This window comes from uncultured Gimesia sp., assembly GCF_937910335.1.
In the GTDB taxonomy this organism is placed as follows: Bacteria; Planctomycetota; Planctomycetia; order Planctomycetales; family Planctomycetaceae; genus Gimesia.
The window spans coordinates 1-15,714 of the sequence record NZ_CALEMX010000444.1; the positions used below are offsets into that span (position 1 = coordinate 1).

At 47.1% G+C, this 15,714-nt stretch carries 10 protein-coding genes and 3 pseudogenes; 6 read left to right on the top strand and 7 right to left on the bottom strand.

Annotated elements, in window-relative coordinates; all coding sequences use genetic code 11:
- The 3 genes from Q0668_RS17665 to Q0668_RS17675 all read left to right on the top strand — a co-directional run.
- The coding region (locus Q0668_RS17665) for a hypothetical protein (protein WP_298867027.1) at positions 1–347 on the top strand (347 nt) is incomplete at its 5' end.
- A gap of 49 nt (positions 348–396) precedes the next feature.
- Positions 397–1,695, top strand: coding sequence for a 4Fe-4S dicluster domain-containing protein (locus Q0668_RS17670; RefSeq protein ID WP_298867030.1), 1,299 nt, complete (start codon positions 397–399; stop codon positions 1,693–1,695).
- Between the two features lie 15 nt (positions 1,696–1,710).
- Positions 1,711–2,511 carry a molecular chaperone gene (locus Q0668_RS17675; protein WP_298867032.1) on the top strand — a complete coding sequence of 267 codons (801 nt, stop codon included), beginning with the start codon at positions 1,711–1,713 and terminating at the stop codon, positions 2,509–2,511.
- A 101-nt stretch (positions 2,512–2,612) separates the two neighbouring features.
- Here Q0668_RS17675 and Q0668_RS17680 read toward each other — a convergent pair whose 3' ends face one another.
- The 4 genes from Q0668_RS17680 to Q0668_RS17695 form a co-directional block, all read right to left on the bottom strand.
- Positions 2,613–5,384, bottom strand: a complete 2,772-nt coding sequence (locus tag Q0668_RS17680; protein WP_298867034.1) for a WD40 repeat domain-containing protein — start codon at positions 5,382–5,384, stop codon at positions 2,613–2,615.
- Between the two features lie 858 nt (positions 5,385–6,242).
- The gene (locus Q0668_RS17685) at positions 6,243–7,607 is read right to left on the bottom strand and encodes a sulfotransferase (protein WP_298867036.1); all 1,365 of its coding nucleotides are present in this window, start codon (positions 7,605–7,607) and stop codon (positions 6,243–6,245) included.
- Positions 7,604–8,314 carry a hypothetical protein gene (locus Q0668_RS17690; RefSeq protein ID WP_298867038.1) on the bottom strand — a complete coding sequence of 237 codons (711 nt, stop codon included), beginning with the start codon at positions 8,312–8,314 and terminating at the stop codon, positions 7,604–7,606. Before Q0668_RS17690 ends, Q0668_RS17685 begins: the two co-directional genes overlap by 4 nt.
- A gap of 29 nt (positions 8,315–8,343) precedes the next feature.
- Complete coding sequence (locus Q0668_RS17695) at positions 8,344–11,775, bottom strand: hypothetical protein (protein WP_298867040.1); 3,432 nt, start codon at positions 11,773–11,775, stop codon at positions 8,344–8,346.
- Positions 11,776–11,896: 121 nt separating this feature from the next.
- On the opposite strand from Q0668_RS17695, the gene Q0668_RS17700 reads away from it, so the two are divergent.
- The gene (locus Q0668_RS17700; RefSeq protein WP_298867042.1) at positions 11,897–12,430 is read left to right on the top strand and encodes a hypothetical protein; all 534 of its coding nucleotides are present in this window, start codon (positions 11,897–11,899) and stop codon (positions 12,428–12,430) included.
- Positions 12,431–12,477: 47 nt separating this feature from the next.
- Here Q0668_RS17700 and Q0668_RS25945 read toward each other — a convergent pair.
- Positions 12,478–12,939: pseudogene (locus tag Q0668_RS25945) on the bottom strand (cadherin repeat domain-containing protein); the annotation flags it as partial.
- A gap of 43 nt (positions 12,940–12,982) precedes the next feature.
- Here Q0668_RS25945 and Q0668_RS17710 point away from each other — a divergent pair.
- Positions 12,983–13,423 (top strand): hypothetical protein, encoded by a 441-nt coding sequence (locus tag Q0668_RS17710; RefSeq protein WP_298867046.1) that lies wholly within the window; start codon positions 12,983–12,985, stop codon positions 13,421–13,423.
- Positions 13,424–13,638: 215 nt separating this feature from the next.
- Here the strand turns inward: Q0668_RS17710 and Q0668_RS25950 are convergent.
- Positions 13,639–13,872: pseudogene (locus Q0668_RS25950) on the bottom strand (cadherin repeat domain-containing protein); the annotation flags it as partial.
- A 10-nt stretch (positions 13,873–13,882) separates the two neighbouring features.
- Between Q0668_RS25950 and Q0668_RS17715 the strand changes: the two are divergent.
- Positions 13,883–14,254, top strand: coding sequence for a hypothetical protein (locus Q0668_RS17715; protein WP_298867048.1), 372 nt, complete (start codon positions 13,883–13,885; stop codon positions 14,252–14,254).
- A gap of 215 nt (positions 14,255–14,469) precedes the next feature.
- On the opposite strand, the pseudogene Q0668_RS25955 reads toward Q0668_RS17715, so the two are convergent.
- Positions 14,470–15,483 (bottom strand): annotated as a pseudogene (locus Q0668_RS25955) (cadherin domain-containing protein); the annotation flags it as partial.
- Positions 15,484–15,714 lie beyond the last annotated feature (231 nt).

Below are 15,714 nucleotides of genomic sequence, written 5' to 3' on the forward strand. Positions count from 1 at the left end.
GCCCCAAAATTCACCCCGCTACTCGAGAAGTTTTACCGGATGATCCTATGGAATTACGCGGCTTCCAGGTACCGGGTGACCCTCAGTTAATGTTGCGACTTCTTGTTGAAGAGTACGCCCGCGTTGGTTGGGGAATCGATTCGATCATGCAACTGGCCCTGGATCCAAACTATGAAGCATTTCATAAGTTCCTGCAACAAATGGGCGAGGAAGAACTACGCCAGCAGGTGGGCGAGATCATCGACAAGTGTGGAATCATCCGTGTGAAAACTAAAGAAGCAGCGCCTGTTCCACAAGATTTGGTGCAACTCAACGTAAATCCAAAACCGACTGATTCATCGAAATGATTGTTCGTATCGACGTAATTAGAGAGACTCCATTGATACTAGAAAGCGAATGATGTCAAACGTTTACAATTGGCAGATAGGCCGCGAGATGGACTACCCGCATGAGGAACAGCATCCCAAATGGCAGTTTGCTTTCGTCTTTAATGTCAATCGATGTTTAGGCTGCCAAACCTGCACAATGGCTTGCAAGAGTACATGGTCCTTTTCCAAAGGTCAGGAGTTGATGTGGTGGAACAATGTCGAATCGAAACCGTTCGGCGGCTATCCGCAGCATTGGGACAGCAAATTACTCACAATGCTCGAAAATGCGAACCCCGGTGGACAGAAATGGGATGCCAGAGAAAAAGAAACCGAAAAACCCTATGGTAAGTTCGACGGAATGACAATCTTTGATGCGGCCGAAAAAAAACCCAACCCGGATGGTGGACCGCAGCGCGCACTGGGCTATCTCCCCACCGATGCCGAATGGCGCAGCCCCAACATTCACGAAGATGCGGCCGCCGGAGACCACTTTAAGGCGAAAGACCAATACGGGGGCGAAGCGCAATTACCAGAACACAAAGTCTGGTTCTTTCATCTAGCTCGTATCTGCAACCATTGCACCTATCCAGGTTGCCTGGGTTCATGCCCACGCAATGCAATCTATAAACGTCCCGAAGACGGTATCGTACTGGTCGACCAAAGTCGCTGTCGCGGCTATCGTAAATGTGTAGAAGGCTGCCCCTACAAAAAGGCAATGTACCGACCAACAACTCGAACGGGCGAAAAATGTATTGGTTGCTTCCCACGACTGGAAGGTAAAGACAAGAAAGTCAGCCCCACGGGGGCACCCGCTGAAACGCGTTGTATGTCATCCTGTGTTGGAAAAATTCGTCTGCAAGGATTAGTAAAAATCGACAAAGACGGCAAGTGGACCAAAGATCCACAGAACCCTATGAATTTTCTCATTCGTGAGCGACAAATTGCGTTACCACTTTACCCACAATTTGGGACGGAACCCAACGGGTTTTATATTCCGCCTCGCTGGGTTCCGCGCGGTTATCTCAATCAAATGTTCGGCCCGGGTGTCGAAAGTGCCATTGAGCAATACAGTTGCCCCGATCGGGAACTACTTGCCGTCTTGCAACTATTTCGTGCCAATCAGCAGATCATTTTCAAATTCGAAATTGAAAAAGGGAAAAAGGTTGGCGAGATTGAGGTCACGATGCCCAACGGTGATTCAAAAACGCAGGAACTGTTCAACGACACGGTCATCGGTTTCAATAAATTTGGAGAGGAAGTCGTGCGGGTCACCGTCGAAGAACCCACATTTGAACGACCTGCCGACGCGCATCTAAATTCAATTTAATCAATGAGAACACTCATGCAAAACAAGATCGAATCCTCAATCTGTTCTGACCCCGCCGTCGATGCTGCCAAACAAATCCTCTATCGTCTGCTTGCCATTTCTCTGCTGGATCCTAAAGCCGGAGTCTGGCAACAACTAGACGCGCTTCGCAACGATCCGTTAATCACGCAAGCCGCCCGGCTGATAGCAGATCTACCAGAAGCACACACCTCAGAAATGGGACTGGGCGAACGCCCGATAGCTGATCTGAACCCGAAAGAATTGTTCGATAAACTGCCAGGCTCAGCAGAAGAACTTAATCTGGAATATGAGCGGACATTTGGATTACTGGTCTCAAACGCCTGCCCAACACACGAAACTGAATACCTTGATAACAAGCTGACATTTCAGCTCAGCAACACGCTCGCGGACATTAACGGGTTTTACGAGGCCTTTGGACTTTCGACCTCCGACCAGTTTCCCGAACGACAGGACCATATCGTGTTAGAATTAGAATTCATGGCGTGTCTTTTAGGCTTAGTACGACAGGCACGTGAAGATAATTCAAATGGGGGCGACGAACACCTGAAAATATGCCAATACGCACAGCAACGTTTTCTAAAAGAACACCTGGCCCGGTGGGCACCCGCTTTCGCCAAATTACTCTCACGTGAAAACCCAAACGGCTTCTACGATGCAGTAGGCGTATTTCTTTCAGCCTTCATTCCCGCAGAACGTGCGTTGCTAGGCGTTGAAATCTCTTTATCCACTGTGCCACCCCGCAGTCAACCAGAATGTCCTGAAGAGTGTGAAGGCTGCCAACTCCCCACGCTTTAGCTGAAAGTTATTTAGGGAAATAATAGTTTTGTCAGACTGAAATAATCCGGTTACTGCCAGTTCGATGACAATTAACTTGATGGTTGTACTCTTTGCAACCGTCATTGAATTGGCTCAAGGTCGCTCTTTTTTCGCAAAAGAATTTCCAAATCAGGTAGCTGAGTTTTCAACGGAGCAAGTTCGTCAACGTTGATACTCGCTGGGATGATCAGCGTTTTCAGGCTCGGTAGCATTCGCAACTGATTCAAACCGACTGCAGTGATCTTGGTGTCATAAATGTCCAAGACTTCCAGACTCCACATGGCAGTCAGTTCTGACAGGCCGGCGTCAGTAATTGGATTCCCCCACAGCGACATCCTTTTGACATATTTCAGAATCCCAATTCCATCGAGTTGTTGATCGGTGATTCCGGTATCTGCCAGATAGAGTCGATCAATCCTCCCAGACCAGCGAAGTTTTTTGATCAGGTCGTCGGTGACCGGACGACCTTCGAGATGTATATAGGTGACCCCGCGGAATTGAGCCTGTTTGATTTTCGCCCCTGCGGCTTTCAGTTTTTCAGAAATCTCTTTGCGTCGTTTTCTGAGTTCGCCATACTTTTGCGGTTTTCCCTTGGGGGATGGGGCGAGCTTTGGTATGTCTTGCTGAGGTAACTTTTGTAGTTCTGCATTCAGGTTCAAGTCATTCGGAAGCGACTGAGAGAGCGTTTCGCTGACCGCCTTCGGCTTGGTGATGGAATCAGTGAAGTCGGCTCCGTGACTGACTTGTAGCGTCCCCGGGACTCGACGTGTCAAGCGGCGTAATCCACCGGGCGATCCATTCACGAAGCCGGATTTCGTTTTAATCAGCCAATCTTCAGAGCCGTAAAAGAGAAACAATTCTGCTTCCAGATCACCAGTCAGAGTCTGTTCAAAACCAACAGAATAACTGACCATCCCGGTCGGCTCATGTGGATTTCTCAGTGAACCGGCGATGAGGAGTTGACCGGGGTGAAAGAGAAGCGTTGAAAACTCGCTAAACGAAGTCGCTCGCGAGTAAAGCGTCTTATGTTGTTCAAGTTCGAAGAAGCTCAGCTTGCCGCGATTCGGAATGTACCCGGCAATCCTACCATTCATGTTCAAGAAGGGATGTTGCCCGGGTAAGTCGGCGCGGCTTTGTTCGAGGTCGTCGATTGCCAATAAAGAAGTCGTGTGTTGCATAGTCGACCCGTTGGCTGGCAACCCGTTTCTGATCAACTTGTAGGAAGTTGCTGATATCAAATTCCCTGACGGATCAACGCCGCCGACTCCGATCCCTGGCTTAGGAAACATCCTCGTTTGCAGCGACTCTCCACTCTTAGCATCGATCACTGTGATCTCGTTAACGCCAGCACTTCCTTCGTCTCCGCTTGTCAGTGCAGCGACGATTTTCGATTCATCCGAGTTCCACCCGGCGTACATGACTGCTTTGCCCGATCTGGCATGGTCTCGTTCAATTTCACCCGTTTGAAGATTCCAGATGAGAATCCCTCCTCCGTTACCGTCATACCAGTCTCCAACTGAGATCAGCATGTGTTTCCCATCTTTAGAAAACTGAGCCGACGTGAATTTCCCTTCAAAGTAGGAGTCTCCCTCCTCTCTTTGCAGTGATTGCAGGACCTCGCCTGAAGCCAGGTCCATGATTTTCAATTCGTTTTCGCTAAGAAGTACTTTGTCTTCTGTGGGATGAAAAGATCCGTATTTGATATTCTTCAAATGATATTTCAACTCCCCCTGTTCCAGATCCCAGATCGCACTCGGCTCCCCAGGAAACCCCCAACCTGATTTGCCTGTCAGCAGCCAGCGACCTGATGCAGAGAATGCCAAGGGAAGATGGTTCGCCGCCGCAAACAACGACGTCGGAGTGGGGATATCAATCGTTCCCGAATCCGGTAACGGACCATGCAGACGGATGGTTCTCTGCTTCGAATCAACATGCAGCCGCCAATGATTCTTTGTGACCCACCAGCGATTGTCTCTTGATGATCGATAGGTCGGCCATTCCTCTTTGGGAGGGGCTTTTTCATGCCGATCCAAGGGCCAGAGTTCAACGCCTCCCTGGGGGTAATTCAACAAAATATCATCATTCACAAAGTCGGCATAAATTGCAGTTCGTGGAATGGAGAGCAAGGGAAGTACGGTCGCTGTCTCCCAAACGATCACACGTGGTGTGTACCAGAATTCGCCTGATACCAAGGTTAGAAATTTGCTGCCATCATCATTGAACTCAACGGTGTGAATCGTACTGGGAGCACAGAACCGTTGTTGTACTTTACCTGTTTTTAAATTCCACAGAATTCCAATGCTACCAGAACCTGCTAACAATAATTGTTGATCAGGTGAGAGCTTCGCTGCGCTGATTTCTCCCTCTGTCGGAAATTCGTTGAGGGTTTCACCTGTTTCCAGATTCCAAACACGAATCATTTCTGGTCCGCAGGAAGCCACGAAAATGGGCTGCCCGTCGTTGATCAACAGGATGTTAGAATAATTGGAGTATTTATACTTCACGAGGTCGATATCGCGAATGACTTCTCCACTCTGCTTATTCAACAGCCTCACCATCTCTGATGATTTCAATAGCACTCGACCGTTTTGCACGAACCTTGCAGAGAAATTCCTGGTGCTGAACGGATAGTGCCGCAACGCCAGTCCCGTTTTTACATCCCATAAAACAGCACTTGCCTGGTGCCTCGTCAGCAGATGTCCTGATTCAGGATCATAGTCGTCAACACGATTGGTAGAAGCAAGCCCCCATTGCTGAATAAAGAGTTCCTCTTCCGCAGCGCAAGAATTCCTTACGAGAGTGGCGATGAACAAAATCAAGCTAATCTTCAGAGTACGATTCCAGGAAAGCATCTCACACTCCATAAAAAATAAACGTAGTGCCATGTCGAGCTTGAAATGCCATATGACAATCTATCTCCGCCGCTCTCTTGATGAATTATAACGTGACATTATGAAATGGACAAACAAATGGAGTGTCATTGACGAATTATGAATTGATGGAGATCACGAGAGTGCGACAACGAAGCACGTAAACAACACTCCCAGCCCTCAAGTACAAGCTTGACAAAGCACCAGATTGAGATCCACCCTTTGTTGGTGTGCAATGCTCAATGAGGTTCCTTACACATGCCTATTCTCTGGCAAGTCGATACAATTGTTTGGGCCAACGCAAAGGCCTCAGAAAAGCTACTAACAGTAGAAAATGGCTACGAAGGAAAACCCCAAAACGTCCACACTTTCAAATCCTCGCTAGAGCAAGAGGTCAGCAACCTACCCACCTTCCTTCACTGAGGACCAGATGCATGGAAACGAGCCTAACATCCGAATTCCAAATAGTAACCACACGCAGGTTCGGCGAATTCCTAACTCGCTTTGGAGAAACGACCGATGTGTCGAGCCGACCGAAAGATGTTTCCGCGAATGCCCTCGTTAGGGCTTACTGTTTTGGAAACGACGAGTATCGCGGACAAAATTCAACGAAAGCCACGTGCAGACAGTTCTGGATTCTTTTCACTGCTAACCGCAAGCAATCTCATCTGTCTGAAATAACGTGTCAGCGAAAACGGTGATTAAAACGAAATCCCAGAATTGGTATGGGTTCGTGAATCCTCAAACAACAGAGATCCGAAAATTAGACGAGGCGTAAGTACCGAATAGTCAAGGAATTACGGGTCGGCTGAGTTTTTTGACCCTATGCCACATTTTCTGCTATTCAAAATTCAGTGTGAATGAACCGAAGCGTTCTGGTTCTCGTCCGGCGTCTTCCCAGCCGTAGGCGTAGGTGCCGACGTGCCAGAGTCGGACGGTTGTGTCTGCCATGATTTGAAAGCCGCAATCACGGGCTCGTTGGCAGAATGAATAATCTTCCGCCAGATAATCATAGCCATCATCACGTTGATAAAGCATCGGATGGAAAAAGGGAATCATAGTTTCACCAAAACGTTCATTACACATAGGCAGCTTCAGCTCTTCCTGAATCTTGCGGTAGACTTCCCGACGGATATGCAGAAAACCAGTTCCCGCATACAGGATTTCCATCAGTCCCCCACCATCACCAAAGGTCATCTTCGGAGTGCCCGGCAGCACATGGCAGGCCAGTTCCCGTTTTCCTTTTTTGGGATAGATGCCGCAGGAAATCGGCAGATTATGTTTTCGTAGTTTTTCAATAGCATCGGGAAAGAAGCCGACATCGGAATCGATCCACATCGTCTCTTCAAAGCCGTCTTTGAGTGCGTTGGTCGATAGCTGGTTGCGTCCCTGATCGATGGCCGCATATCCACGAATGCGACGCACCATATAGCCCCGTCGTTCCAGCTCTTTCAGTGACTGCTCACACTGTGGAACGATACTGCCGGAATACGGAACCAGAACCACACATTTGCGTGGGTCCAGCGGATGAGCCGAAGCTCGGGGACTTGCCTGCTGAGTGGGAGTCTTGCTCGATTTGTGCGTATGTAAGCCAGCATGATTGACCTGCTGGTCTTGGGGAATTCCGACGAAGGTCAGTAGTTCACGAACACCGGCTTCATCATTAAGTTGTTCTACATCGACAATTCGCATTTGATCGGGAAACTGCTTCGCTAGTGTTTCAGCACGTTCGTTGTATTCATCCCAGTAGCGGGCAATGCCGGCTTCCCTGCTTTGAATATCATACTTGGGAAAGATACGTGACCAATTGGGTTCATAATGCCAACCCGGAGGCAGCTCTTTCGCCCAATGATTCGTGGGCAGTGGATGCACTTGATCCAGCCAACGGCAGAAACTTTTGACGACAGCGTCCTTGTCCCGCTTCAAACAGACGATCCGAACGTCCGGTTCTGCTTCAATAATCTCTTCGGCATACGGCAGGTAAAAGGAAGCGATATCCCCGACAAACTCGGCATTTCGTTTCCGACGCATCCGGGCAAACCGTCTGGCAATGATGTCGCTCTTTGGTTCATGATCCCAAGGTAATAGGGGAGCCTCTTCATGAGTAATATGTGTGTTTGTCTGGCCATTCAAGATTTCTGCCAGCGAAAGCGTCCCACACCGGCCTGTGCCCATGCCGAGAATAATTTTTGCAGTCTGCGTCATTGATGTTTTGATTTCTGTATCTCAGCTTCACGAATCATTTTGTCAATATCTTGAAGATTATTATTGATTCTACGTTGGAGTCTTTCTGAACATTCGAGAGTAAGGGTCTTTTCAAACAGTTCTTTTGCCTTGAAAAGTTGGACGGAATAATCAGCTCCCACAGCAGATATATATGTCGTAAATGCCAACTCGAATAAGCCTTTAGCATCAGTTGGATATTTTTTAGTATAAGCGGTCAGTATTACTCTGGCTTCCTCTAATTGTTTCCAATCTTCACGTAAATTAACACCCCAAGCTAAAAATGCTTCTTGATTTTCTGGATTGATTTCTAATGTTTTTTTAAAGGATTCCACAGCCAGCCTGTGAAACTCACTTATTGCTAGATTCATTCCCAAAACTTTGTGAGCCTCTTCGTTATCAGGAGTCTGGTCGACAGCAGCCATCGCCCACCACAACGCCTTTTCTTTTTTGTTGCGAGCCAATAAAGCTAATGAAATCATCGATTTGATATGAGCAGTTTTTTCAGGTACTCTGGTGACTTCCAACGCTGCGAAATAATCTTTCACCGATGCTACATCATCCCCGAGGGAATTAAATATATGAGCTCGCTCAATCAGTAGATCACTCAATTCAGGATCATCTGGCTCAGCAGCAATCAGTTGATTCATCGTTTCAAGTCTTTCCTGCTCTTCATCTTTGTTAAACATTAATTCAATTCCACCTATTAGGTATTTAATTACTCAGGAGTGGTTCCCGGAGGGTAAATGTCGTCGTTTTCCTTTAATGCTTTTCGTATATTTTTATGGTAGTTATTTTGGGAGCCACTAATTCCTTCAAACTGATTTAATATTGCATCATACTGTTCTTGAGTAATTAATCCATTTGCTAAATCTTCATCTGCCTTCTTGATAGCATCAGTTGACTTTGTAATATCATCTATGATTTTGTGAGTATCACGTGCAACACTTTTTTTACCGATTATCTTTTCAACACTATCAGGATGAAACAGTTCCTGCAATTCATCTTCTGAAATTTCGTTTCTGCGAAATTTCTTCTTATAATAACCTATGTTTTCACCTGTAGCTTTTGGTAAAGAAGCTACATCTATCTTTTTAGGAGCATCGGCTGCCTTTTTACCAACGTCAAGAGCTTCATCGGCGTGTTTTGATAATCCACCGGCGGCAGCTTCACCAAATTCTCCGGCTGGAGAACGAAGCAGTCGTCCTCCGGCAAACGGAATAAGCATACCAATGACGGTCATTGTATATTGGGTGCCTGTAATCGACTCTCCTGAAACATAGTCGACTCCATTCCATACCTCATAGATATCACGAGCATCTGAGATAACTGGTAGACCACCTGTTCCCACATCCTTGTAAAAATCTTCATTTATTTTGTCAATTTCAGCTTCACTTGCTCTCGCTGCTTCTTCAGCTTGATTGCTGTTTATGTGAATTCTCTCTGTAGAACCTTCAGCTCCCATCTTTGCTTCCATCTGAGCAACAATTCCCATGCGGCTATCAAGAGCATTTTGATAGTATGTACGCATAGCAGGATCGGTTTCAGTCCGTAATTTGTTATTGAATCTTTCGATTTGAAACAGAACCGGGTAGTAAATTGATGAAACATATTCGCTTCTTGACATCCCCTCTATGGTATCTCCACTTCCCGAGCTGGATGAACTATCACTTCCTGAAGAGGAGCCACTGCTGGAAGTCGAGCCTGAGCCACTACCTGGTGTAGCTCCAGACGAAGAACTGGAACCACTCCCCGAGCTGGATGTGCTACCAGAAGAGGAGCCGCTGTTGGAAGTCGAGCCTGAACCACTACCTGATGTAGCTCCAGACGAAGAACTGGAACTACTCCCCGAACCGGATGTGCTACCAGAAGTGAATCCAGCACCTGAGGATGATCCACTTCCTGAAGTTGTTGTTCCTTGTAAGCTATCTATCCATTCCTGAACTTCGACAATGATAGAACCAGAGGGAGTACCAAAGTCTACATAAAGGCCAGCATCATAATAGTAGCCTTCAGGAACAAAATTGAATGCATCATTATATTGATTTCCGTCCAGATAATAGTCTGAATAACTACTATCGTTTGTTACGGCATCAAGATGGTCTTTTGCTGTTTTAATTTTAGCATCACGAGCAACTGAAGCACTGTGTTTTCCAATAGATGCAGCAATGTTTCCTGCTCCAATTAAGAAAGAAGCCTTTAAGCTAGTGATTGTATTAGACCAAGAAGATCCAGCCGAACTAATAGTATTTGTATAACTGTAATCAGCGTTAATGATACTGCTTAAAAAGTCTCCATCTGCAGTAATCAGCCCGTTATCATAATCACGAGTTGCGTTAGTCGTACTTTGTGTATAGTTAAAGCTGGCGTTTGATAATGATCCAACTGCTCCAGCTACAGAACCAATTACAGAGGTGGACAAACCTGTCACAATGCCTAGTGTAGAATTTGCTAAAGAAGTGCCAGCATTCGTTAGGCTAGATTCCCATCCTTCGTGGTTGTAGGAGTTTAAGTATACGCCAGATGTGGGGGAAGAATTCTGTCGTTGTTTTGAATACCAAGCAGCTGATTCAGCGTTTTGATAATCTCCCCACAGGCTATTTTCAGCTTGTGACCAGCTTAGGCTTGCATTCAAATTAGCAATTTTAATGCTTGCATCCGCTTGTACTTGAGCAGTAATGTATCCATTTCCAGCAGACGCCATGTCAATCGAAAGATTGGCTCCAGCATCTTTTAAAGTTTTATTAAATGCATCTTCTAAAGAAGCAATTGTGCTGTCTAGCGTCGATGAGGCATTTGTTGTGGTTTTACTAAGGGCAGCTTCAGCATTATTAATTGCAATGTCAAAATCTTTATCTGCATTTGTTGTGTCTGTATAGAAAGTAAGCCATGCATCCCATTCTGCTACTGCATAGTTATATAAGGCGTTGGCATACTTGGTTTGTAAATCTAGGTTAAGTGAAGCGATCTCTACTGCTAATTCATACTGTTTGCCTGAAATCAGCTCCGGGGCACCCGGTATTTCATAAATTCCATCTCCATCTGCATCTGTATCACTATAACCATGCGGGTAAGGTTCATTTTCATACCAGTCCTGATATGCCAATATCGCCTGTTCCATTTGGCCTTTAGCAGCAATGGCTGCTTGAACGACTGTCGTTTGGTAAGTTCCCCATGCAGAACTAACTGTGCTGATATATGCTTTACCTGCTTTAATTGAGGTTGATATCCATTGGGCATCAGCAGCAGTTACTGCGTTATTGTAGTCGGTTATACCGGTACTTAATTCATCAAGATAAGTGTCATATGCAGAAAAATACCCAGTTAAATAATCATCGGAAGCAGACTCCATTGTTGTATCATAAGTCGTTTCTGCAGTATCGAGTGATGTTACAAATCCATCAAGATTTGTGGTTGAATCAGTCACCCAATCATTCTGTGCTGTGTTAATACTATCCGTATAACTGCTGCTATTCAGACTTACTCCATTCTGGTAATCCATCCAACCATTTGCCAAACCGTCAATATAGGTGTCACCGGTGGAAGAAAAAGAAAATGATCCATCAGAAGAAATGGTGATTGCTCCTCCAAATAGAGTCGAAGACGTTTCACTACTGCTAGAACTCGATCCGTTACCCGAACTTGATGAACTACCAGAAGTCGAGCTAGAACTAGAGCCAGATGTGCTGCTTGATGTTGATCCGCTTGTTGAAGAAGATCCACTACTGCTGGATGATGAACTACTACCAGATGTGGATGCTGATCCCGAAGTGCTTCCTGAGCTAGATCCACTAGTTGAACTAGAACCAGATGTACTACCCGATGAAGAGCTAGTTCCATTTGCAAGTGCTGCAACTGAAGGGTAATCACTATTTGCTTGTGCAATAGCAGCATCAAAAGCCGCTTGAGCTGCTAGTAGGCCAGCTGAGGCAGCTTGTTCGGCAGCTCTAACAGCCGCACTTGTGCTTGTGTCAATGTTACTAATGTCAGCAGCAAGTGTTGCTTCAGCAGCAGCAATTTCTGAATTGTAAGTGTTTTCTAAATTTTCAACAGTTGTGTCATAAGTGCTTTTTGCATCTGCTAAAGTGGTAATGTAATCATTCTCAGCATCAACTTCAGCTTGATTATAAATATCATTTGCAGCGTCCACACCGGCATTAAATATATCTTCCAGATCAGCATAGGGATCTGGTTCGGCAGCTGATCCTGACCCGCTTGCTGAACCTGAACCACTGGAAGACCCTGAGCCGCTAGAAGATCCAGATCCACTGTTGGAACCGGAACTACTGCCGGAAGTAGAACCGCTTGTCGAACTTGATCCACTTCCCGAGCCGGATGTGGAGCCACTCGTTGAAGAGGAACTGCTCCCTGAAGTCGAAGCCGAACCTGAGGTACTTCCTGATGTAGATCCACTTGTTGATGATGATCCGCTGGTGGATGAGGAACTGCTGCCCGATGTTGAAGCTGAGCCAGATGTGGTGCCGGAAGTGGACCCACTTGTGGAACTGGAACCGCTACTGGAAGCAGAACCAGAACTGCTTCCCGAAGTGGAAGCTGAGCCAGAAGTGCTGCCTGAAGTCGAACCACTGGTAGAACTTGATCCGCTCGTTGAACTGGATGAACTCCCCGATGTTGAGGAGCTACCGGATGTTGATCCACTTGTTGAAGAGGAGCCGCTTCCCGATGAGCTGCTACTGCCCGAATTTGATCCGCTGGTTGATGAAGAACTGCTCCCGGAACCACTGCCTGAACTGGAACTGTTGTTGTTTGGTTCCACTTCTTCAACATCGTCAATGGTTACCTGAGTCCAGATCGTGGAGCTATTGCCGTTGGTATCTGTTGCTTGAACGGAAAAGAGGTCAAAGCTGCTGGTTTCGTAATCGAGGGCCGCAAGAAGCGTGATCACGCCGGTCGTTGCATCGATGGCGTAGGAGCTTCCGCCATAGGTGACTTCATAGGTAATCGCATCACCTTGGGCGTCTGTTGCCTGCAGGATACCGATTTCTGAACCGATAGGGGTATCTTCTGCAACGCTAATGTAATGTGTCGTCTGTCCGAACTGGGGTGCCTCCTGAATTTGTTGAAGGACCACATCTACCTGTGCGTTGGCCGTATTTCCCTCTGTATCTGTGGCCAACACAGTAAAGGGAAAATACGTGGCAGTTGCAGAATCAAGTATGGCAATTAACGTCACTTCACCGGTGACGGCATCAATTGAGAAGGTCTCACTGCCTGTGGTTAGAGAGAAAGTAATTGCCTGATCCTGAGGGTCGGTTGCTTTGACGGTTCCAATGATGGTGCCTATGGCTGTGTCTTCTGAAACTTTCCAGTAATAGTAGCCTCCCCCCTGATAGTTCGTGCTGAACTGCGGGGCTTCTTCTACAACAGGAGTCGAACCACTGGTTGAGCTGGAACTGCTGCCAGAAGATGAACTGCTTCCAGAAGTGGATGCTGACCCGGATGTGCTGCCTGATGTCGAACCGCTGGTTGAGCTGGAGCTGCTACCAGACGTGGAACCGCTGGTTGAGCTGGAACTGCTACCCGATGTCGAACCACTAGTTGAACTGGAACCACTACTGGAACCAGAAGCCGATCCAGAGGTACTTCCCGTAGTTGACCCACTCGAAGAACTTGATCCTGATGAACTCCCAGAAGCTGAGCTATTGAGCGTGAAGGTGATATTCGACCAGGCTCCTTCCATCATCATCATGCTGTCGATGGCTCGCACGGAAATGGTATGTGAGCCGGGAGTCAGACCTGTGGGAGTGTATGTGAAAGTACCCAGCATTGCATCGTAGGAAGCGTAACCGTTTGAAATCTGATCCCCGTCAGTGTCCACTTCCAGGGAAAGCATCGTCAGGTCGCCCGTGTAAGAGACCTGACCATTGATGGCCGGGTCAGTCGTGATATTATCACCGGGCATATCAGTATCGTTGGTGAGTTGCAGCGAACTGATTTCTGGTAGCACGCCACCTTCGACGACATCCGTTACGCTGATGCTGCCCCAAGTCGTTGAGGAATTACCATCTGTGTCTGTTGCACTGACTCCGAAGGAAGCAATTTGGCTGGTTTCATAGTCCAGAGCAGCAATCAATGTGACAGCCCCCGTGATGCTATCAATCGAAAACAACTCTATTCCCGAAGTCAATGCAAAAGTGATTGTGTCTCCTTCTGCATCATTGGCAGCGACTGTTCCGACCACAGTTCCAATGGCAGCATCTTCTGCGACGTTCCACAAGTAACCCATTTCTCCTTCAGTGAAAACTGGGGCTGAGTTACTTCCCGATCCTGATGAACTGCCTGAACCGGAGCCACTGGATGAAGTAGAACCGCTACCTGAAGTTGAACCACTGGATGAGCTGGAGCTACTTCCAGAAGTCGAAGCTGAACCAGAGGTGCTTCCTGATGTCGAACCGCTCGTTGAGCTAGAGGAACTCCCGGATGTAGATCCACTCGAAGAACCCGAACCTGATGAGCTCCCAGAAGTTGAGCTATTGAGCGTGAAGGTGATATTCGACCAGGCTCCTTCCATCATCATCATGCTGTCGATGGCTCGCACGGAAATGGTATGTGAGCCGGGAGTCAGACCTGTGGGAGTGTATGTGAAAGTACCCAGCATTGCATCGTAGGAAGCGTAACCGTTTGAAATCTGATCCCCGTCAGTGTCCACTTCCAGGGAAAGCATCGTCAGGTCGCCCGTGTAAGAGACCTGACCATTGATGGCCGGGTCAGTCGTGATATTATCACCGGGCATATCAGTATCGTTGGTGAGTTGCAGCGAACTGATTTCTGGTAGCACGCCACCTTCGACGACATCCGTTACGCTGATGCTGCCCCAAGTCGTTGAGGAATTACCATCTGTGTCTGTTGCACTGACTCCGAATGAAGCAATTTGACTGGTTTCATAGTCCAAGGCAGTAATCAGTGTGACTGCCCCCGTGCTGCCGTCAATCGAAAATGTTTCCGTGCCGGATGTGAGTGCGTAGGTGACTGAGTCGCCTTGAGGATCGTTGGCAGCAACGGTGCCGATGATCGTTCCCACAGCAGTATCTTCGGCGGCATCCCACCAGTAACCCATTCTATTATCAGTGAATTCAGGAGCCTCTTCTGCATCTAACACTAAAATGTTACCCCAACTTGTTGAGGAGTTTCCATCGGTGTCTGTAGCACTGACTCCAAACGAAGCAGACTGGCTGGTTTCATAGTCCAAAGCAGCGATCAGCGTCACATCACCGGTTGCAGCATCAATGGAAAATGTTTCACTTCCTGATGTGAGTGCAAAAGTTACAGAATCACCTTGAGGATCATTGGCTGCCACGGTGCCGATAACAGATCCAATAGAAGTATCTTCAGCAGCACTCCACCAATAACCCATCTCCCCATCAGAGAAAGCGGGAGCCTCTGCCACGTCTGTCACGGTAACATCGCCCCAAGATGATGCAACATTTCCTTCCGTATCTGTGGCACTGACTCCGAACGAGGCAGACTGGCTGGTTTCGTAATCGAGGCCGACAATGAGTGTGACTGCCCCTGTGGTGGCATCAATTGAAAAGATGTCTGTACCTGAAGTCAACGCATAATTAAACGCATCGCCATCCGGGTCAGTGGCAGAGACCGTACCAATAACGCTACCAACAGGAATATCTTCTGCGGCATTCCACCAGTAGCCCATACCGGCATCATCAAATTCTGGTGCAGCGTTGGTACCACTGAGTAACTGGCGTTGCTCAAGCTTTTCTATTGAGGCAATATATTGAAATGTGTGCTTTTTTCTGCGTCGACAAGAACGTCTAGAACGAACAGGAGCACCAAACTTGATTGAGTGACGTAACGAATACAACCAGTCCTTTAACACCATGGCAAGCAGTCCTTCATTGTTGTAAATCAAGCCAAAAAGTTGGAACCCTCAGCAGGTAACTCAATCCTCAAAAGTGCTCGGTTTGTGACGCACTTTCATGAATTCAACTTGCTTGAGAATTCTTAACTAATTTTTGTCAAATTGACGGAAGGGTGATAATGCTACTTTAAAAATTGAAGTGGTTCGTCCTTGATGAGGAAGGCTGGAATCATTCAATAAACACCACGCATT

Coding starts and splice junctions, on each gene's coding strand:
- Q0668_RS17680 (WP_298867034.1), bottom strand. CDS start 5,384: ATGCTTTCCTGGAATCGTACTCTGAAGATTAGCTTGATTTTGTTCATC.
- Q0668_RS17685 (WP_298867036.1), bottom strand. CDS start 7,607: ATGACGCAGACTGCAAAAATTATTCTCGGCATGGGCACAGGCCGGTGT.
- Q0668_RS17670 (WP_298867030.1), top strand. CDS start 397: ATGATGTCAAACGTTTACAATTGGCAGATAGGCCGCGAGATGGACTAC.
- Q0668_RS17675 (WP_298867032.1), top strand. CDS start 1,711: ATGCAAAACAAGATCGAATCCTCAATCTGTTCTGACCCCGCCGTCGAT.
- Q0668_RS17690 (WP_298867038.1), bottom strand. CDS start 8,314: ATGTTTAACAAAGATGAAGAGCAGGAAAGACTTGAAACGATGAATCAA.